Here is a 19,026-nt window from a genome sequence, read left to right on the forward strand (position 1 = left end):
TTCTGTCAGACGCTAATCAGCACCAGCGGCGCGCCGCTGTTGAGTGCCTCAAGGCTGAGCCGGTCGGTCAGGTCACAGGTTTCATCTGTGAAAACGTTGCGGTAACGGCGCTGCGCCAGCGGCTCCTTCAGGGTCATCGACGTCGCGTCGCTGAAGCGCTGGCGGGCGAACGCGAGGCGCGGCACCACCACAATCAACGCCTGCTGCGCATCGGCGCGGGCGAAGGCGACCGCATGCGAGGCTTCCGTACCGTTGACCACCAGCGGCAGATAGTCGCCGTGGCGGAACAGGGCGTGATACTGCTGGCGCAGCGGCAGCAGGGTGGCGATGGTCTGCTGCTTGAGCTGGCCGCTTTGCCATCCTTCGGGCGTGGAGAAATCGCCGCGCTCGCCCAGCATGCGCTGCAGCGCGTCGAAGTCAGGCTCCAGCCGGTTATCGGGATCCACCAGGCTGAAGTTCAGCGCTTCGCTGCCCTGATAGATATCGGGCACGCCGGGCGCGGTAAGCTTAATCACCGTCTGGCTGAGGGAGTTGATCAGGCCAGCGGCGATAAAGGGCAGCACTCCCTGGCTGAAGTCAGCGAGGAACTCGGCGTTATCCGGCGAGAGCAGACGGCGCGCATAGTCGAGCACCGCCTTTTCGTAGGCCTCGTCGCCGTCCGCCCAGTTGGTACGCAGCTTGGCCTCGCGCAGCGCTTTTTCAACGAAGGCGATAAAGCGCGGTTCGATAGCCGCCAGCTGGGCGGCGTCCGCCGCGCCAGAGGCGGGCCAGACGCCCGCCAGCGCCTGATAGAGCATCCACTCTACCGCCGGTTCCGGCGCGGGGCCGCCGTCGAGTGCAACCACCGCGCTGCGGTTCATCTGGCGCCAGCGCGCCACATGCTGCGCCCAGCGCTGCGGCGACTCCGTCAGGGTATAGAGGCGCGCGCGCGCATCTTCGCCGCGCTTGGTGTCGTGCGTCGAGGTGCCGGTAAGGCCGTCGGGCTGACGTTCGCGGCGCAGCTGCATTTCGTCGTGAAAGCGCGCCAGCGAGAAGGGGCGCGGCAGCGGTTCCGCGCCCACTTCATTAAGCGCCAGCGCCGTGTGCTGGCGGAAAAAGAGCGTATCCTCGACCGATTTCGCCATCAGCGGGCCGGTCAGCTGCTGGAAGCGGGTGCGGAAGGTGGCGGCGTCGTGCGCGACGGCGTCGTCGAGTTCGCCGGTCATAATGTGCAGCAGCAGGTCGAGCGCCGCAGGCGAAAGGCCGGGCGCGTCGCGGCGCACCGCGTCAGCCACGCGTCGCAGCAGGGCCGCGCCCTCCGGCGGCATGCCGGCCGGGGTGCCGTAGCTGCGATAGACCGGAAACGCCACCAGCAGCTCGCGCAGCGCGGCGCGCAGATCCTTCTCCGCCAGCGGCGTCCCGGCGGCGCTGGCGATCGCGCCTGCCAGCTTCAGCAGGGTGGTAAATTCTCCTTCAAAATTCTTATCCGCCATCAGCAGCTTGGCGGCGCGCAGCTGGGCGCGCATATCGACCGGCTCGCCCACCGTCTGATCGTAGGCCTGGCGCAGCGCGGCGATCTGGCGCCCATCCACCAGCGCGTCGGAGAGCGCGGCGATAAATTCATAGCCGGTGGTGCCGGAAACCGGCCAGTCCGCCGGAAGCTGCTCGCCTTCGCCGAGGATTTTCTCCACCGTGATATAGCACGCCGGGCCGGCATGCTGGCGCAGCTGCTCCAGATAGCCCCTGGGATCGGCCAGCCCGTCGACGTGATCGACGCGCAGCCCGCTGACCGCGCCCGAATGCACCAGCTCCAGAATCAGCCGGTGGCTGTCGTCGAAGACCTGCGGATCTTCCACGCGCACGCCCGCCAGGCCGGTGATTTCGAAAAAGCGCCGGTAGGAGAGGTCGCGCGGCGCATCGCGCCACGACATTAGCCGGTAGGGCTGGCGATCGTGCAGCGCCGCGATCTGCGCCTTATCGGTCAGCGCCAGCACCTCCGCTTCGCGGCCCTGCCAGCTCGCCGGGGAGAGCGGATAAAAGCTTTCGTAATAGGCGAACGCCGGTTTGCCGCTGGCGGGGTCCGCCTTGATGGCAGTTTCACCCTTTTCCAGCACCGCCTCGAAGCTGTCGCCCAGGAAGGGCAGCGTCAGGCGGCGCGTCCAGTCGATATCGAAGTAGCGCGCATAGCGGCTCTGCTCGCCGTGCTCAATCACATCGCGCCACCAGGCGTTTTCCAGCGAGGCGGCCATATGGTTTGGCACGATATCGATAATCAGCTCAAGGCCCGCCTGCTTCAGCGTCTCCACCAGCCGGTCGAAACCGGCGCGGCCGCCGATAGCGGGATCGATCGCATTGGCGTCGGTCACGTCGTAGCCGTGGGTCGAGCCGCTGGTGGCGGTAAAGATCGGTGACGCGTAAAGGTGAGTGATGCCGAGCCGTTTGATATAGGGCACCAGCGCCGCCGCGCGATCGAAGGTCATGCCGTTGCGAAACTGAATACGGTAGGTTGAGGCGGGAATAGTCATTGGGCGTCTCCTTTGGCCAGGCGCACGACGATGGCGTTCTGCGGCAGATCGCGGCTATTCTCCGGCCAGGCGAAAATTGTCTCGCCGGGCTGCTCAGGCAGCGGCTGCGCTGTTTCGCCGATATTCAGCGCCAGCGACAGCGTGCCGGCGGGGAAGCGCCAGCTCACCTGAATAAAGCCCTCTTCGCTGCGCTCCACGCGACCGGCATGGCCGCCCGCCGTGGCGAGCAGCGGCACGATATGCTGCTGGCGCAGCGCCAGCAGGCGGCGCGACAGCATAAGCCAGGCCTTGCCTTCTTCGCTCTGCGGCTTGCGCCAGTCGAGCTTCGAGCGGAGAAAGGTCTCTTCGGCGTTGGGATCCGGCACGCTTTCGCCCTCATGGCCGGCGTGACCAGCAAACTCCTTCGCGCGTCCCTCGCGCACCGCTTTGGCGAGGTCGCCGTGAAAATCGGTGAAAAAGAGGAAGGGGTTGCTCTCGCCATACTCTTCGCCCATAAACAGCAGCGGAATATGCGGTGAGAGCAGCAGGGTGGCGAGCAGCACCTGGTTGCGCGCCGGGCCGATCAGGCTAATCAGCCTGTCGCCCTGCGCGCGGTTGCCCACCTGGTCATGATTCTGGATAAAGTCGACGAAGGCCGCAGGGGGCTGGTCGCGGCTGTCGACGCCGCGCGCCTCACCGCTGTGGGGCGAAACTTCGCCCTGATAAGCGAAGCCTTCCGCCAGCACGCGGGCGACATGCTGTTCCGGGTGCGGGGTGAAATCCTGGTAATAGGCGTGGGTTTCGCCGGTGGCAAAGACGTGTACCGCGTTGTGGAAGTCGTCGTTCCATTCGCCGCTGAACAGCGGCGCGTTGCCCTGCTCATCGCGCGGATGCAGGAAAACCACGTTGCGGCTGTCTTCGGTGGTGAGATGGATCGGGCGGTCGGAAATCTCCGCGCGGATGCGCTCGGCGATCTCGATCAGCGCATGTTTCTCTGAGCTATCTTCGATCTGATCGATGGCGTCGAAGCGCAGCCCGTCGAGGCGATACTCCTGCAGCCAGTAGAGCGGCGCCTCGACGATATAGCGGCGCGCGGCGTCAACGTCATAGGCGATGCCAGCGCCCCAGGGCGTTACGCGCTCTTTATGGAAAAAGTCCGGTGCCAGCAGCGGCAGGTAGTTGCCTTCCGGGCCAAAGTGGTTCAGCACGATATCCAGCACCACCGACAGGCCGTGACCGTGCGCGGCGTCGATAAAGGCTTTGAAGTCGTCAGGGGTGCCGTAGGCGGCGTGCGGCGCATAGAGCAGCACGCCGTCGTAGCCCCAGCCGCGGTTGCCGCCGAACTGCGACACCGGCAGCACTTCGATCATAGTGATGCCCAGCTCTGCCAGACAGGGGAGTTTTTCGATTGCTGCCTGGAAGGTGCCTTCCGGGGTAAAGGTGCCGATATGCAGCTCATACACCACGCTCTCTTCCCAGGGGCGGCCCTGCCACGCCTGATGCTGCCAGACGTAGCGCGTGGGATCCACGACCAGCGACGGGCCGTTAACCTCATCTTTTTGCGCGCGCGAGGCGGGATCGGGCACCACCGTGCCGTCAGCCAGCACAAAGTTATATTCGCTACCGGGCGCGACGCCGGTCGAGAGCAGTTCGAACCAGCCATCCTCCGCAGGACTCATTTGCGTATCTTTGCCGTTAAGACGAAGGTTGACGCTGTGTTGACCGGGGGCCCAGAGAGAGAAGCGGACCGCATCGTTGGCGACATACTCCGCGCCCCAGCTTTTGGTAAATGATGCTGACTCCATTCAATAACCTCGTCTGAATCAAATGTGATCGATAAACCACACCGCGCGGCTCAGGTCCGGCGATGCAGGCTGCAAAGGGTAAGACGGAAACGTATGTGGCGCGCCGTCGGTGCAGAGGACGCGTCCGCCGCGCCGGAACGCGGTGACGGCGCAACCGGCTTTTTACGACGCTATACGCAAATCAATCATAGTCCACGCTGGAGGAGTTGCCGGAGCGGGACGCGGGGCGGGGCGGGAAAAACAGGTGACGGCCGTCACAAATCAAAAAGTGCATCTATACTTGTTACTCTTGCCTGATTTGGTGAAATTATAAGCAAATTCAGGGTGTTGAAACTCATGGAGTGAATGTGGATCAGAATAAACCTGAATCAAACGACAACGGCGCGCCGTCGGCCGATACCGTGCGCCAGCGACTCTTTTTTGTGGTGCTGGTGGCGACAATGGGCGCGCTCGCCTTTGGCTACGACACCGGCATTATTTCCGGCGCGCTGCCCTATATGACGCTGCCGCCTGCGCAGGGCGGCCTCGATCTCACCCCCTTTACCGAAGGGCTGGTGACCTCATCCCTGATCTTCGGCGCCGCGGTTGGTGCCTTTCTTAGCGGCTATGTCTCGGATCGCTTCGGCCGCCGCATCACGCTGCGCAGCCTGGCGCTGATCTTTGTCGCTGGCGCTATCGGCACCGCCGTTGCGCCCAACGTCGAGGTGATGGTGGCGATGCGCCTGCTGCTGGGTGTGGCGGTGGGCGGCGGCTCCTCCACCGTGCCGGTGTTTATCGCCGAGATCGCCGGGCCGCGCCATCGCGCGCCGCTGGTCAGCCGCAACGAGCTGATGATCGTCTCCGGGCAGCTGCTCGCCTATGTGGTCAGTGCGCTGATGAGCTACCTGCTGCACGATGCGAAAATGTGGCGCTATATGCTGGCGCTGGCGATGATCCCCGGCGCGCTGCTGTTTATCGGCACCTTTTTTGTGCCCGCCTCGCCGCACTGGCTGGTGGCAGAAGGGCGCATCAAAGAGGCGATGCGCGTGATGAGGAAGCTGCGCGAAACGCCGCGCGAGGTGCGTAAAGAGATGGCGGCGATGCGCAAACAGGCGCGCAAAGCGGAGCGTGGCCCGTCGGCTGGCGAGCTGCTGCGCGAGAAGTGGGTGGTACGTCTGCTGCTGCTCGGCGCGGGCATGGGCATCGTTATTCAGTTCACCGGCGTGAACGCCTTTATGTACTACACGCCGATTATTCTGAAAACCACCGGCATGGGCACCAGCGCCTCTATTGCCGCGACCATCGGCAACGGCGTGGTGTCGGTGCTGGCGGTAATGGCCGGTATCCGCGCGGTAGGGCGCTTTGGCCGCCGCCCGATGCTGATAACCGGACTGTGCGTCGTGATCGCCGCGCAGCTGGCGCTCGGCTCGGTGCTGGTCTTTATGCCGCAGAATCTGACCCAGAGCCTGCTGGCGCTCGCCTGCATTATGCTGTTCCTGTTCTTTATGCAGATGTGCATTTCGCCGGTCTACTGGCTGCTGATGTCGGAGCTATTCCCGATGAAGGTGCGCGGCGTGCTGACCGGCACCGCCGTCTCTTTCCAGTGGATCTGCAACGCGGCGGTCGCCTTCGCCTTTCCACCGCTGCTGGCGCTGGCAGGCAACAGCACCTTCTTTATCTTCGCGGCAATTAACGTGGCGTCGCTGGCGTTTGTCGCCCTGATGCTGCCGGAGACGCGCGGCAAGTCGCTGGAGCAGATCGAAACCCTGATGCGCGAGCGCTTCGGCGAAGCGGAGGACCCCGCCGCCAGCGGCGCGGCCTGAGGCGCAGGCTGCGGATTATCCCGCTGATAATCCGCAGCTATCACACCAAATACTATTACCGTCTGGCGGCCGATGCGCCGCCCGTGAATAATCTCACCATGGCTACTTATCGAATCAAAGTGGGATTTCATAATCCCTCCGCGCTGACCTTCCGGGAGCTGGATCTGATTCTGGCTGAAGCGTCATTCCGCGCCGCGCAGTCACAGCGCGCCGGCGTTCGTTATTTCACGGAGTATGAATATGAGTCGGAGGGCGATCTCTGTTCGGTCTGTGCGCTGGCCTATAGCCACGCCTGCAAGGTGAGGAAGTGTCCGCTGGTGCTGGTGGAGATGCAGAAGGCCGAGGCGGGCGTTTAGGAGCCTGTTACGCCGCGCCTCAGGCGGCTACAGCAGTTCGTCGGCCTGAATCGGCTGCGGATGCCAGCGTTCGACCGCCTGTTTAACCTCATCTTCGCTGGGGTTCTCTTCCGTCGCCACGTTGTAGCGTTTGCCGTCTACCGCGATTACCGTAACCGGCAGCACGTAGCGCTGCAGCACGTCGCGGTCTGGCGAGGTGCTGCTCTCGGTTTCTTCAGGCGCTTTGATCTCCACCTCAACTTCGACCTGACCCGCTGCAAAGCTTTTGACTTCGCCGTGATAGCCGGCGCCGAAAATCAGATAATCCTGGTTCATAGTCTCTCCTGAGCGTGAACGGCATCGCACCGCGCGATGCCGATGGTGACGCGTTATGCCTGTTTCGGCTGGCCGTTCGAGGCGGTAATGCCGCCGTCGACCGGCAGATTAACGCCGGTGATATAGCGTGCGTCGTCGCTGGCGATAAACAGCACCGCGCTGGCGATATCGTCCGGCTCGCCGGCGCGACGCAGGGCGATGCGATCGTAAAAGCGTTCCATCAGCGCCTCGTCGTTTTTCATCTCTTCGGTCAGATCGGTGAAGGTCAGGCCGGGGCAGATGGCGTTAACGCGCACGCCGTCGGCGCCGTAGTCCATCGCCAGCGAGCGGGTAAAGTTGGTGACTGCGCCTTTCGCCGCGTTATAGACGCTCATGCCCCAGTCGCCGCCGAGGCCGGAAACCGAGGAGATATTCACCACGTTGCCGCGGGTTTTAAGCAGGTCGGGCATAAAGTGGTGGATACAGTAGTAAACGCCGTCAAGATCGACCTTCATCAGCTTGTGCCAGTCGTCCGGCTGCACCTCATGAATGCGGCCCTGCACCACGCTGCCTGCGTTGTTAATAAGCACGTCGACGCGTCCATACTTCTCCGCCACGCGATCGCGCAGCGCTTTAACCTGGTCAACCTCCGCCACGTCGCACGGCGCGACCAGATGATCCCCCGCCGCCAGCAGCCCCAGCGTCTTCTGCAGCTTCTCCTCGGTTCTGCCCACCAGCACCACGGCGGCGCCTTCACGGGAAAACTGTTGCGCCGTAGCCTGGCCAATACCCGAACCCGCCCCGGTGACAACGACCACTTTTCCGGTAAATCTCGACATGTTCTCTCCTTATGGTGGGGTGAATGACATTACCTTTAAGCCTGGCAGCCAGACGAGATCGTTCAAGCCAGACGGCAATATCCCTGCAATAAGTCTGTACTTTATGGCTGACAGCTGGCCTACACTGTCAGGCATTAACCGAGGAGTAACCATGCCATCACAGACGCTTTCCGCCGACTGCTGCATCGTTGGCGGCGGCCCGGCGGGCCTGATGACCGGCTATCTGCTGGCGCGCGCGGGCCTGCAGGTGGTCGTTATTGAAAAACACGCCGATTTTCTGCGCGATTTTCGCGGCGACACCATTCATCCCTCCACGCTGGAGGTGATGCACCACCTCGGCCTGCTGGAGAAACTGCTGGCGCTGCCGCACCAGCGCGCCGAAAAGCTGCAGGCGGAGATGGGTGGAGAAGAGGTCACCATGGCCGACTTCTCGCGCCTGCCGGTGCGCTGCCGCTTTATCGCCTTTATGCCGCAGTGGGACTTTCTTAACTTCCTTGCCGACCAGTGCGCCGCCTTTCCCGGCTTCAGGCTGTTGACCTCGACCAGGCTCAGCGAGCTGATTATCGAGCAGGATCGGGTGTGCGGCGTCACCGCGCTGCGCGACGGCCAGCCGCTGACCATCCGCGCCCGGCTGGTGATCGGCGCCGACGGGCGGCATTCAGCGGTCAGGGCGCAGGCGGGGCTGACCAGCCGCGCGTTCGGTACGCCGCGCGACGTTATCTGGTTCCGGCTCGACAAGCAGCCGACGGATCCGGCGATGGGCACCGGCCACAGCGGTCCGCGCAATAACGTTATCGTGATCGATCGCGGCGACTACTGGCAGTGCGGCTTCACTATTGAGAAAGGGGAGTTCGAGGCGCTGCAGCGCGACGGGCTGGCGGCGCTGAAGCAGCGCATCGCCGCGGTGTCGCCGTTCGACGCCGGACGACTGCAGGCCATCGACGACTGGTCGCAGATCCGGCTGCTGTCGATTCGCATCGACCGGCTGGATAAATGGATGAGGCCCGGGCTGCTCTGCATTGGCGATGCGGCGCACGCCATGTCGCCCATTGGCGGCGTCGGCGTCAATCTGGCGATTCAGGACGCGGTAGCCGCCGCCAATCTGCTGACGCGGCCGCTACAGCGCGGCAGAGTCACGCTGCGCGATCTGGCGCGGGTGCAGAAGCGGCGTCAGTTTCCCACCGTCGCCACCCAGTTTCTGCAGATCAAGATGAGCCGTAAACGAGCGGGCGGAAGCGGGAAAAACCCGATGCCGGGCATGCTGCGCAAATGGCCGTTCCTGCGCTTTGTCTTCGGGCGGCTGCTCGGCATGGGGTTTCGCATGGAAAAACCGCGCCGCTTTGCGCCGCGCTGAGGCTGAACGCGCGGCGCAATCCTGTACGTGAGCCATCAACGGCCCCGTCACCAGGACAGGCCTGTGGAAAATCCTCAGCTGCTGACGTGGGATAACAGCGAGGCGCAGCAGCGGCTCTGGCCGCTAGAGCAGCGCAATGCCAAATCGTTTTAACAGCAGCGCCCACAGAGCGAAAAGCGCGATAGTAACGATGCAGGAGATCCCCAGCGTGGGCCAGAAACCGGTGCGCTGGTAGAGAAACGGAAAAAGGATAAACATCGGCAGGGTCGGCACCACATACCAGAAGGTGTACCAGGCGTGAGCGGCGATCTTCTCCTGCGCCTGTCCCTCCAGCTTCATCCAGATCAGCACCAGCACGGTAACCAGCGGCAGGGCGGCCAGCAGGCCGCCGAGGCGATCGCTGCGTTTCGCCGTTTCGGATATCAGCACCACCATAAAAGCGGTAATCGCATATTTTGAGATAAGCCAGAGCATAATTTCTTCCGTTACTGACCCGACGCAAAGCTGACGGCGAGCGGCAGCCAGTCGACAATGGGGTGAAGGGGATCGTCAGCCAGGAGAGTGGCAGCTTTCAGGCTCGACGGGAAGAGGGAGAAGTGAGGCGGTGCGGACAGAGATCAGGGCGGGGCGCTGACGGGAAGAGACAGACGTCTCTTCCCGTTCTTTCCGCATCAGGCGGAAAGTCGCGCTGGATTATTTACGACCCAGCAGGAAGCCGATAAAAACGCCGACGCCAGCAGCGACCGCCAGACCGGCAAGCGGGTTGGCCTGAACCTGGTCTTTAATGGTGTCAGCCGCGTCGCGCGCAGCGTAGGTCGCCTGGTTAGAATAACGACGCGCCGCACCGCGAACGCGATGACGCGGTGAATCGGTGGCTTCGCCCCATTGCTGCTCAGCGGCGCCAGCAACTTCTTTTACGGTATCTTCGATTTTTCCTGACATTGTTCGTCTCCTTAGGGTTGGCATTCACTCAAAGCGTAGCAAAGCCCGGCGGTTATGCTGCATGTTTACGCTTTTGTTACGCTTTTTCATCTTATGGCGCTGGCTGACCCACCGGGCCGCAGCCGCATGGCGACCCTGGCGGTTGAGGGCCGCCTGGCGCATGAGGCGGCGCTGGGGCGACAGGCGGCGCTGGGGCGACAGGCGGCGGTGGCGCGCAGGCGGTCAGGGCGAGCGCGGCACTCCCGAGTAAAAAAATCATTACCAGCTGTTTCATACCCATCTCCTGCTCAAAAAATCGACCGATAAAAGCGTAGCGGGAGAGTCGCCAGCGGGCAAACGAGACGACGGACGATACGCTGTTTAGGTTCGACGCGAATGCAGCGCCAGCGACCAGATATTCCGGCCACATTCGGGACAGCTGCATGCGGCGCCGGCACGCATCTCCTGGGTCAGGCCGCAGCGCTTACAGGCATAGAGTCCATCCTGGGGAATTAACGTGAAGCAGGGGCGATGCGCGGCTGGCAGAACGGAAAGGCCGGGAATGACATCTTCATCCTTAAAGAAATAGAGGCTGAGCTGGCCATCGACCTCAACCAGTCCCGGGCGGATTTGACCAAGATGTTCTGCGCCGGCATGCCGCAGTTCCATTAAGAATTCATCTTCAGAAATATTAAGTTTGTCGAGATTGCTGGAGACATATTTCCCTTCCGAAATAAGCGTAACCACTTCCCCTTCAATTAATGTCGACAGCGCGGTGGAGCGCGACATAGCCCAGGTAGTCAGACGATAAAGCGTAAGAAGGACGACAAAAACCATGATGACTGGCAGCACCGGCACATCGTCATAAAATGTCACGTCGCCGGAAGCTGAACCCAGCGTCAATATAATCACCACCTCGAAAAGCGACAGCTGTTGAACGCCTCGCCTGCCTGAAATTTTGAGAAAAATAAACACAACGCTATAGGCAATAAAAACGCGAATAACGACTTCAAGAAGAAAGGTATAAGGCAGGTCATTAATAAGAAATTTATGAAGATCGAAGTCGCTCATCTCTTTTCCTTTTCACTATTCCTGATTTTCTCTGCGTGGATAACCTGTCAGTCTGACGTGGCCCGCGGCGAAGCGGGTTAATGGCGCGGGATAAGGTAGATACGTGCGGGCAGGCGAATAATCATCGCCAGCACGACCCGACAAAAGGCTCGTGCTGGCGCCGTTACAGAGGGGCGATAAGCGGGGGTCTCCCTATCGCCACCTCATCACCAGGTGACGCAGATTTTGCCCAGATGGGCGCCGCTCTGCTGGTAACGAAAGGCTTCGCTAAGCTCGGCATAGTTAAAGGTGCGGTCAATCACCGGCTTCTTGCCCATCATCTCCAGCGCCTTAACAAAATCGATCTGATCCTGGCGGCTGGCCACAATCAGGCCTTTAAGCTGCACCTGCTTCGCCAGAAGAGCGAGCACCGAGATGTCCGCCTTGTCGCCGGAAAGAATGCCTATCTGCGCAATATGGCCGCCGACTTTGACCGCTTTCAGGGATTCGTTAAGGGTGGCCGGACCGCCTACCTCCACCACGTGATCGACCCCGAATCCCTGCGTCAGCGCGAGCGCTTTATCGCCCCACTGCGGCGTGGTTTTGTAGTTAATGGTTTCATCGGCACCCAGCGCCCGCACGGCGGCGAGCTTTTCATCGGAGGAAGAGGTGGCAATCACCCTGGCGCCCATCGCTTTAGCAATCTGCAGGGCCGCGACAGAGACGCCGCCGGTTCCCTGCACCAGCACCGTTTCACCCGCTTTCAGCTGGCCATCCGTGACCAGCGCGCGCCAGGCCGTCAGGGCTGAGGTGGTGATGGTCGCCGACTCGGTATGGCTCCAGCCTTGCGGCGCGTGGGTAAAAGCATTTTCCGAACGAACGACATATTCGCTCGCCATGCCATCAACGCCGTCGCCGGGGGTATGGGCAAAGCTGCCGGCTGCGGGCACCGGCTTGCCTGCCGGCCAGTTCGGGAAAAAGGTGGAGACCACAGCATCGCCGGCCTTGAAGGCTTCAACGCCTTCTCCCACTTCTTCCACAATGCCTGCACCATCTGACAGCAGGATGCGGCCATCCTGGGTGGGGAACTGCCCGCTGGCCACAATCAAATCATGGAAGTTTAGCGAGCTGGCTTTAATCGCCACCCGAATCTCGCCTTTGCCGGGCCTGCCGGGATCGGCAATATCTGACAGGGTAATGTTTTCCAGGCCGCCGGGTGCCTTGAGCGTAACTGCTTTCATTGTGCATCTCCTGTGAGCGCGTAAATTTATCGCATAAGGGATTAATTACCATAAGTCACAGGCGCAATTTGTTAAAGCGAAGGCGGAGATTCGCCGGACGCTGGGGGATAAGATCGGCCAGCAGAGAAGGGCAGGCCGAGGCAATCGCGGCCCGCCCGTCGGCCTTACTCTACGGCGATCGGTTTCTCCTCCACAGCCGGTTGTTCATCTCCCTGAATCTGTTTGATGCGCTGCTCGGTGGCGTTAACCGCGCTGGCGCTGCTCAGCAGGGTATAGGTCAGCTCAAACGTGGTGCTTTGTCCGGGCTGGAGCTGCCTGACGCGACCCTGCTCTTTTTCAATCGTCACCGGATAGGCGTAGTTGGTGCCTGGCTCAATGCCGGTAACATAGCCCTGTTTCAGCGTGTCGGTATTCTTCCACATCGTCAGCAGGGGCAGCTGGTGGGTATCAAACTCAATCGAGGCACCCTTGTCGCCTTTGCTGTTGATCACTGCCGCCAGGGTTTTGCCGCTGCTGTCCGCCTTAGGCACCAGGTTAAAGACCATCTCATCGAAATCTCTGGCAGGTGCGCCGTAGGTGTTCCACGTTTTCAGGCCGGTTTTCGCATAGTCGTTAAAAGGCGAAACCGATTTTAACGGCGCGATAAAGCGCGCATCTTTTTCCAGAATCGGCGTGCCGAAGTTGCTGTGATAAATAATCTGATAATCGTGCGGATAGTCGCCGCGGTTGGTCAGCACGTCGTGCAGGGTAAAGGATTTCGCACCGGGCACGTAACGCAGCTCGGTCCAGGTTTCCAGGTTGGCTTTTTTAAAGGTGTGCTCTTTTAACAGACCGCGCACGCGGATTTCATGGGGCGCCTTATCGTCGATGGTGACCTCAACGCGTGACGCTGGCGTATTGCCTGCTTTGCCGTGCAGGGTATAAATCCTGCCGTCTTTGACCACCGGGTGCCCGGTCCACTCGTAGCCGCAGCGCACCATCATTTCGTTGAATCCTTCCAGCCAGCCTAATCCATTGCGGCTTTCGAGATTGATATAGGCGGGGTTAACCACCTCATCTACCGGCGAATCCCAGCCCAGACGGATGCCATCGCCGTTCACATGCAGCAGATCCATGCCGCGCGTCGGGCTGAGGGCGATAGTCAGGCCATTCTTGCTGGTAATAGTCAGTACCCTAGAGCCTTCCTGCTTGCCGCCATGCAGGACTTTCTGCTGCAGGCTGAAGGCATCGCCAGAAAGCTTCAGCTGTTTGCTGTCAATCTGCCAGTTTCCCTTGTCGGTACCCGCTTCAGCATCGGTCAGCACCCACGTTTGTGCTGCTGCCTGACCGCTTATTGCCGCCATTACCATACCTGCTAAAAGTGCTAATTTCATTTTTACGCATCCTGTTGCTGAATTGATTTAGCTTATGCCGCGCAAGAGTATAAATAGCCGCCGCAGGAAAACGTGATGCGCTTCACCTGGCGCAATTTTCTGTTAAAGGAGTGAAATAAATCAGATCTTTGTCACAGGTTTTTGCTCAGGCACTAATGGTTTGTGCAGGAAAAAGAGACAAAGCGTAGGGAGAGGAGGGGGCAGGATTAAATCGTTTCAGCTTTACCGCAGCTTGCCTGCCCTGAGATAAGCCGTCAGCGTCATCCGCCAGCGCCTTACTTATTACGCTGACGGTGACGGCGACCGGTTTTATGCTGGGCCGCTTCTTTTCACCTGCGGATGTTATATATCCCGCAGACGGCTCAGAATAGTGCGCCTGAAGGCGAAAATAATGGCGCACAGCATCAGGCTGAGTAGGGCGGTGCAGATAAAGACGCCCGCGCCGGTCAGCGCCAGCATCACGCCGCCGATCAAGGGGCCGGCAGCGATCCCCAGCGTCGTCAGCATCGAGGCGCCCAGGTAAGCGCCGCGATGCCTGGCCGGCGCCAGCTGATCGAGCAGAATGTTCAGGTTCGGCATAAGAATCGCTTCTCCCAGGCTGAAGATGCCAGTGACCGTCAGCCACAGCCAGATTTCCGTTGAGCGCAGGGCAAAAAAGCAGAGCTGCGACAGGGCAAAAATCATGCCGCCCAGAAGAATGCGTTTCGGCAGGTTCATCTGTGCCATAAAGCGCACGATAAATGTCTGAAACACCAGCACGGTACAGGCATTTGTCACCAGTATCATGGTGATGAGTTTCACTGCCCCGTTGCCGTCAAGCAGCAGCAGGTACTGGGGCAGTATGGCTTCGTAATGGATAAACACCACGCTGCATAAAATGCTGCACAGCAGCGCCGCAATAAAGGTCTTATCCCCGGCGATAATACCCATCATCTCGGTCAGCTTAACCGACGGCTCGCTGCCAGCCTGCTGCTCGCTCAGCAATTTACCGGACGGGATAAACAGCAGCACGTAAGCGAAAAAAGGCAGGTAGCTCAGCCCGGTTAGCAGAAAGGTTCCCTTCTGAGAGGTCAGGCCAAAGGCGATCCCCACCAGCGGACCAAATACCGCCGCGACGTTGATCAGGTAGTAGCGCATTTGCAGCGCCAGCGCACGGCGACGACGATCGCCCAGCAAATCACTCATCAGCGCGCGCAAAGGGGGATCGACCCACGCAAAGGAGACGCCCGTAATCATAAGGCCGACGATAAACAGCCCCAGCCCGGCGGCCTGCGCCAGGATAATATATCCCAGCGCGGAAAAGGCGCAGCCCAGCAGAAGGATCACGCGCCGGCCGAGCCGGTCCGATATCTGCCCGCCATACATGCCCAGCACTACCGAAAACAGCGCGCTGCCGGTCATCGCCACGCCAATGGCGACTGGCGACAGGTGATAATTTTGCGTCATGATCACGGCGATAAACGGCCATGCCATAAAATAGCTAAATCGTATAACCAGCGTAAAAAAAAGCAGCGCATGGACAGCCGCCGGAAAGGATTTTAGCGTCTGGAACAGACCGGGTTCTGGCCGTGCGGCAGCGGCGTGTTTAGTCGGCATACTTTATCCCTGTAATGGTTTTTATTAACACCCTGAAACGCTGTTGAATATAAGTGATTAAATAGTAATAAATTTATTATTTGGCTGCGGCAAGATAAATGTAGCCAGACTGTTTAATTCGTCAGCTTATGATGTGAAGACTCTTTGTTGCAGCGAAATATAAGGGAAAGCGCAACGCAGACAATTAAATGCGGAAGTTAGTGCTGAAATAACGCACGGCCTGCTCTCCCTGTGCACATTTAACTCCTCTTATCAGTGAGACCAATCACAGTAATTGCTGAAGCTCTGGCTAGATGAGTCGATAACCCCTGCTCAGCTCATCTTTTGATGCTGACCAGGGATCATGAGTACTGATTGCGAACGGACCTGCTTTTAGCCCTCTTTTTTACAACACCAGCCTATGCACGCTTTTTAATTACAGTGGAAATAATAATATGTCTGCTTTTAAGACAATGGGTAAAAGTCTACTCGGTTCACGTTTTGCCGGCGCCTCTCAGCCCGCTAACGGCATTTTTAACTGTGAGAGTCTGCCGGCCTCGCTCTCTGCGGCAGGTCTCAGCCCGCGCGCGGCGGGGGTACTGCTGACGTTCGTGCCGCCAGAGGCTGATTTCCAGAAAGTCAGTCAGGCGTGGCAACGCTTTACCTCAGCGGATTTAACCGTCATTACGCTCTCCTCTAACGGCGCCCTCAGCGCCAGCGGCAGAGAGACAACCTACTGCAAAGGGGATGGTCAGGAAGGGAGCTGGCTCTGGTTGCCCCGCAGCCTGATTGCGGAACATGAAACCCATATCGTCGACCTGCACCTCAATGACACCCACACGGCGACCGATCGCATCAGCGCGATTGAGCAGGAGCTGGCCGCGCTGAAGCTGCGTATGCCGCTCTCTGCCGATCGCACCTTCGCCATGATCTACTGCGACGGGCTTTCGGCGTCGGAGGGATTTTTGATGCAGGCCTGGTACAACAGCGGCCGCTTTCCCTGCCTGGCCATCGGCGGCTCTGCGGGCGGGCGAGTCACCTTCGACGGCACCTGGATTGGCGTCGGCGGTCGCGTGCTGCAGGGGAAAGCGGTTATCGTTTTCTGCCGTATGGCGGCGGGCAAATCCTTTGCGCCCTTTAAAAGCCAGAACTTTGAGCCGCTGAATAAGAGCTGGCTTATTGCGGAAGCCGATCCGGTGACCCGCACCCTGACCTCGGTGTTTAATCAGCAGGGGCAGCAGCAGCCGTTTACGCAGGCGCTGGCGCAATATCTGGAGTGCAACGAACAGCAGCTTACCGAACGGCTGAAAGGGCTGACCTTCGCCGTGAAAGTGGGGGAGGCATTTTTTATTCGCTCCGTCGCGAAAATAGCGAGCGGCAGCGTGCAGTTTTTCTGCGACCTGGAATTTGGCGACCGACTCTACCTGATGCGCGAAACCGATTTCAAGCAGGCTACGCTGCGCGACTGGCAGGCATTTACCGGGCGTCACGGCAAACCGGCGGCGATCCTGATGAACGACTGCATACTGCGTCGCGTAGGCAACGCCGATCGGCTGCATGACGCCCACTTTTTTAAAGGCATTCCCGCTGCCGGCTTCTCCAGCTTCGGCGAGATCCTTGGCGTGCCGATTAACCAGACCCTCTCTGCGCTGGTGTTCTTTCATCACGACGCCAATGCGATGGCGCAATTTCCCGTGGAGTATGCCAGCTATGCGGCGCACTACGCCCAGCGCGCCCTGCGTCGCTGGGAGGCGTTGAACCGCGTGCAGTCAGGCGTGCTGGCGCGCGTGGTGAACTATCAGCAGGAGCTGGCGCCTATCGTGCAGGCGCTGCCGGTGCTGGAAGCGGCGACCCAGAGTCAGAGCGAAGCGCTCACCATGGCCGAAAGCACCATCCGCGCCATCAGCGATATCGCCAAAGAGAGCCAGCAGGCGCAGGGCCGTTTAGGCGAGGGGCTGGACGATCTGGAAGAGATCTCAAACGGCATCAACGTCATCACCCATGGCATCAGCAACATCGCCTTCCAGACCAATATTCTGGCGCTTAATGCGGCGGTTGAAGCGGCGCGCGCGGGCGAGGCGGGCAGGGGATTTGCCGTGGTGGCGGGCGAAGTGCGCCGTCTGGCCCACTCATCCAAAGAGCAGGCGGAAGCGACGGCGAGCAATATCAGCGATGCGGTGAGCACCATTTCACGCATTCGCGATGTGGCGACCAACACGGTGCAAACCGCCACCGATATGGCGGAGCGCAGTATTCAGGCTGCCGATACCATCGCGGCAATGAGCCATCGTACGCGCGAGGAGCGCGCAGACATGACGAAACAGCTGGATAGCCTGCGCACCCTGACCGCCGGCATGGACGCCATGCAGGAGGCCGTGGCGGAGCTGAAGGTGCTGCAAACGCTCTCCACCCGCCGGTAAGGCACCGCCGGCGCAGCGCTCTGCAGAGCGGCCGCGCCGGCGGCAAATAGAGCCCTGAGCCTCCGATGCTGTTGCGCCAGCGGCAGGTTTGCGGCGCGCCACGATCCTGACTACTGTTTCTGAGTACTCTTTTCCACGAGCGGCTGGGCCGGCAGGAGGAACGATGAAGCGCGATGCATTAAATGAAGAGGATTACGACGAAGTTTGCCGGGTTATTGGCGATGCGGTGGTGGTGCTGGCCGAATCGGGCCATGAGACCAAACGGGAAGAGATTTCCGCGCTGCTGAAACGTGCGCGGCAGCACCGTTCCCACAGCGAACGCGATGAGCAGCGGATGCTGGAGCACGCGATCCGTCTGGTTAAGCCTTAAACGCGGACTGCGCAGCTGCACGCCACGCTTAAATAAAAGCCCGCAGAAAGCGGGCTTTACCTGTTGGTGAGCCGTTCAGGCGCAGGGGATCCTGCAGGCCCTGCAGTTTTTGCTGCACTTCTTCGCAGGGGCCATGCTTCAAGAGCATTGAGCGCCATTTGCCGGTTTCTTGTTGCTGGACGCCGAAGTGCTGCTTTAAGTAAAGGCCGTCTGAAGTGATAAATCATCGTGCCTTCAGGCGCACCAGATGCCCGGAATAATGTGTCCGACTCGCCCAAAGGCTGAGATGGCAGCAGGTTATTATCCCAGGGCAGGGGGGTGTGCCTGCCCATCAGTCTGTTCGAGACGTCTATTCCCTTTTAAGCAGCCTTGCCCATCACGGTTTTAAACAGCAGTGCATCCAGCAGCGCATCATCATTTTTGTGTAGCGGCGGAGCGAGCGTCATTTCAGCACGCGTCAGCTCATGCTCGATAAAGGCATGCAGCACCGGGCGGCGTGGCCCAAACTGCGCCTCGCCGGCGCGCTGTTTGGCGCTAAGCAGTTCAGCAATATCCTCGAGTAGCGGTCCCGCCTGCACGGTTCCCTCTAGCAGCCGATCGAAGCGCATAGGCGGCGCGCCTTTGCCCGCTTCTATCCAGCGTACCGCCAGCAGCGGACGCAGCACATAAAAGTACTTTTTCAGCCTGACTTCATCGCTCTGCAAATAGTGATGGAAGTTCTTGTGGGCCATCGAGCGGTAGTGCCAGCGCGCGCGCTCGGGCGAAAAGAAACGATCGCCCATCGCCCGCAAGTCAGCCATAAGCTCCTCGTCCTGCTGATAGATAACAGGCGAATCGAGCCAGTCGATCAGCGTCGGGTTGGCACGCTTTAACAGACCCAGCGCCTTGCGCCACTCCCAGCCGCATACGTCGAGTTCGGCATCGACAGGCTTTTCGATAACGTCGCGCGGCGACTCAACGCGCAGGTACCACTCAGGTTTATGCACGTAGAGAAAACGCACGTCATAATCGCTGTCCGGCGAGGCGAATCCCCAGCCCCGGCTGCCTGATTCGCAGGCGAACACTATCCGGACATCGTGCTCGGCTTCCGTCTGCGCCAGAACCGCACGAACGCGGGCGCGCATTGACTCATCGACCCCATGT

Annotated in this window: 16 protein-coding genes; 5 read left to right on the forward strand and 11 right to left on the reverse strand. The window is 60.3% G+C overall.

What is annotated here, in order from left to right:
• Positions 1-5: 5 nt before the first annotated feature.
• Positions 6-2,504: a malto-oligosyltrehalose synthase gene (gene treY / locus MHZ97_RS03280; protein WP_239311948.1), complete on the reverse strand. Its 2,499-nt coding sequence runs from the start codon at positions 2,502-2,504 to the stop codon at positions 6-8.
• On the reverse strand, positions 2,501-4,288 hold the full coding sequence (treZ, locus tag MHZ97_RS03285; RefSeq protein WP_239311937.1) for a malto-oligosyltrehalose trehalohydrolase: 1,788 nt from the start codon (positions 4,286-4,288) through the stop codon (positions 2,501-2,503). Before treZ ends, treY begins: the two co-directional genes overlap by 4 nt.
• A 347-nt stretch (positions 4,289-4,635) precedes the next feature.
• On the opposite strand from treZ, the gene MHZ97_RS03290 reads away from it, so the two are divergent.
• Both MHZ97_RS03290 and MHZ97_RS03295 read left to right on the forward strand, forming a co-directional pair.
• Complete coding sequence (locus MHZ97_RS03290) at positions 4,636-6,090, forward strand: sugar porter family MFS transporter (protein ID WP_239311933.1); 1,455 nt, start codon at positions 4,636-4,638, stop codon at positions 6,088-6,090.
• Positions 6,091-6,188: 98 nt separating this feature from the next.
• Complete coding sequence (locus MHZ97_RS03295) at positions 6,189-6,446, forward strand: hypothetical protein (RefSeq protein WP_081141082.1); 258 nt, start codon at positions 6,189-6,191, stop codon at positions 6,444-6,446.
• 27 nt (positions 6,447-6,473) lie between these two features.
• Here MHZ97_RS03295 and MHZ97_RS03300 read toward each other — a convergent pair whose 3' ends face one another.
• Both MHZ97_RS03300 and MHZ97_RS03305 read right to left on the reverse strand, forming a co-directional pair.
• On the reverse strand, positions 6,474-6,761 hold the full coding sequence (locus MHZ97_RS03300) for a hypothetical protein (protein WP_103795531.1): 288 nt from the start codon (positions 6,759-6,761) through the stop codon (positions 6,474-6,476).
• 53 nt (positions 6,762-6,814) lie between these two features.
• Positions 6,815-7,579 carry an SDR family NAD(P)-dependent oxidoreductase gene (locus tag MHZ97_RS03305; protein ID WP_103795532.1) on the reverse strand — a complete coding sequence of 255 codons (765 nt, stop codon included), beginning with the start codon at positions 7,577-7,579 and terminating at the stop codon, positions 6,815-6,817.
• 151 nt (positions 7,580-7,730) lie between these two features.
• Between MHZ97_RS03305 and MHZ97_RS03310 the strand changes: the two genes are divergently transcribed.
• Positions 7,731-8,933: an FAD-dependent oxidoreductase gene (locus MHZ97_RS03310; RefSeq protein WP_239311930.1), complete on the forward strand. Its 1,203-nt coding sequence runs from the start codon at positions 7,731-7,733 to the stop codon at positions 8,931-8,933.
• 123 nt (positions 8,934-9,056) lie between these two features.
• Here the strand turns inward: MHZ97_RS03310 and MHZ97_RS03315 are convergent, their stop codons facing one another.
• The 6 genes from MHZ97_RS03315 to MHZ97_RS03340 all read right to left on the reverse strand — a co-directional run bounded on the left by MHZ97_RS03315 (position 9,057) and on the right by MHZ97_RS03340 (position 15,114).
• On the reverse strand, positions 9,057-9,407 hold the full coding sequence (locus MHZ97_RS03315) for a DUF3147 family protein (protein WP_103795534.1): 351 nt from the start codon (positions 9,405-9,407) through the stop codon (positions 9,057-9,059).
• 219 nt (positions 9,408-9,626) lie between these two features.
• Positions 9,627-9,875, reverse strand: coding sequence for a YqjD family protein (locus tag MHZ97_RS03320; protein ID WP_048785201.1), 249 nt, complete (start codon positions 9,873-9,875; stop codon positions 9,627-9,629).
• Between the two features lie 360 nt (positions 9,876-10,235).
• Positions 10,236-10,925 carry a YetF domain-containing protein gene (locus tag MHZ97_RS03325; protein ID WP_239311920.1) on the reverse strand — a complete coding sequence of 230 codons (690 nt, stop codon included), beginning with the start codon at positions 10,923-10,925 and terminating at the stop codon, positions 10,236-10,238.
• Between the two features lie 206 nt (positions 10,926-11,131).
• Positions 11,132-12,145, reverse strand: coding sequence for an NAD(P)-dependent alcohol dehydrogenase (locus tag MHZ97_RS03330; RefSeq protein WP_103795536.1), 1,014 nt, complete (start codon positions 12,143-12,145; stop codon positions 11,132-11,134).
• Between the two features lie 164 nt (positions 12,146-12,309).
• A complete protein-coding gene (locus MHZ97_RS03335) occupies positions 12,310-13,518 on the reverse strand; it encodes an aldose 1-epimerase family protein (protein WP_239311910.1) in 1,209 nt (402 codons plus the stop codon).
• A 342-nt stretch (positions 13,519-13,860) separates the two neighbouring features.
• A complete protein-coding gene (locus MHZ97_RS03340) occupies positions 13,861-15,114 on the reverse strand; it encodes an MFS transporter (protein ID WP_103795538.1) in 1,254 nt (417 codons plus the stop codon).
• A gap of 434 nt (positions 15,115-15,548) precedes the next feature.
• Between MHZ97_RS03340 and MHZ97_RS03345 the strand changes: the two genes are divergently transcribed.
• Both MHZ97_RS03345 and MHZ97_RS03350 read left to right on the forward strand, forming a co-directional pair.
• On the forward strand, positions 15,549-17,513 hold the full coding sequence (locus tag MHZ97_RS03345; protein WP_239311907.1) for a methyl-accepting chemotaxis protein: 1,965 nt from the start codon (positions 15,549-15,551) through the stop codon (positions 17,511-17,513).
• Positions 17,514-17,676: 163 nt separating this feature from the next.
• A complete protein-coding gene (locus MHZ97_RS03350; RefSeq protein ID WP_103795540.1) occupies positions 17,677-17,883 on the forward strand; it encodes a DUF2767 family protein in 207 nt (68 codons plus the stop codon).
• Between the two features lie 359 nt (positions 17,884-18,242).
• Here the strand turns inward: MHZ97_RS03350 and MHZ97_RS03355 are convergent, their stop codons facing one another.
• Complete coding sequence (locus MHZ97_RS03355; protein WP_239313250.1) at positions 18,243-19,007, reverse strand: nucleotidyltransferase domain-containing protein; 765 nt, start codon at positions 19,005-19,007, stop codon at positions 18,243-18,245.
• Positions 19,008-19,026 lie beyond the last annotated feature (19 nt).

The organism is Pantoea sp. ACRSC (genome assembly GCF_022346785.1).
Lineage (GTDB): Bacteria > Pseudomonadota > Gammaproteobacteria > Enterobacterales > Enterobacteriaceae > Pantoea > Pantoea alvi.

Excerpts from the sequence above, each read along its gene's own strand:
- treZ (WP_239311937.1), bottom strand. The coding sequence starts at position 4,288 with ATGGAGTCAGCATCATTTACCAAAAGCTGGGGCGCGGAGTATGTCGCC.
- MHZ97_RS03295 (WP_081141082.1), top strand. The coding sequence starts at position 6,189 with ATGGCTACTTATCGAATCAAAGTGGGATTTCATAATCCCTCCGCGCTG.
- MHZ97_RS03330 (WP_103795536.1), bottom strand. The coding sequence starts at position 12,145 with ATGAAAGCAGTTACGCTCAAGGCACCCGGCGGCCTGGAAAACATTACC.
- MHZ97_RS03305 (WP_103795532.1), bottom strand. The coding sequence starts at position 7,579 with ATGTCGAGATTTACCGGAAAAGTGGTCGTTGTCACCGGGGCGGGTTCG.
- MHZ97_RS03350 (WP_103795540.1), top strand. The coding sequence starts at position 17,677 with ATGAAGCGCGATGCATTAAATGAAGAGGATTACGACGAAGTTTGCCGG.
- MHZ97_RS03310 (WP_239311930.1), top strand. The coding sequence starts at position 7,731 with ATGCCATCACAGACGCTTTCCGCCGACTGCTGCATCGTTGGCGGCGGC.
- MHZ97_RS03300 (WP_103795531.1), bottom strand. The coding sequence starts at position 6,761 with ATGAACCAGGATTATCTGATTTTCGGCGCCGGCTATCACGGCGAAGTC.
- MHZ97_RS03340 (WP_103795538.1), bottom strand. The coding sequence starts at position 15,114 with ATGCCGACTAAACACGCCGCTGCCGCACGGCCAGAACCCGGTCTGTTC.
- MHZ97_RS03355 (WP_239313250.1), bottom strand. The coding sequence starts at position 19,007 with ATGCGCGCCCGCGTTCGTGCGGTTCTGGCGCAGACGGAAGCCGAGCAC.
- treY (WP_239311948.1), bottom strand. The coding sequence starts at position 2,504 with ATGACTATTCCCGCCTCAACCTACCGTATTCAGTTTCGCAACGGCATG.
- MHZ97_RS03315 (WP_103795534.1), bottom strand. The coding sequence starts at position 9,407 with ATGCTCTGGCTTATCTCAAAATATGCGATTACCGCTTTTATGGTGGTG.
- MHZ97_RS03325 (WP_239311920.1), bottom strand. The coding sequence starts at position 10,925 with ATGAGCGACTTCGATCTTCATAAATTTCTTATTAATGACCTGCCTTAT.
- MHZ97_RS03335 (WP_239311910.1), bottom strand. The coding sequence starts at position 13,518 with ATGAAATTAGCACTTTTAGCAGGTATGGTAATGGCGGCAATAAGCGGT.
- MHZ97_RS03320 (WP_048785201.1), bottom strand. The coding sequence starts at position 9,875 with ATGTCAGGAAAAATCGAAGATACCGTAAAAGAAGTTGCTGGCGCCGCT.
- MHZ97_RS03345 (WP_239311907.1), top strand. The coding sequence starts at position 15,549 with ATGTCTGCTTTTAAGACAATGGGTAAAAGTCTACTCGGTTCACGTTTT.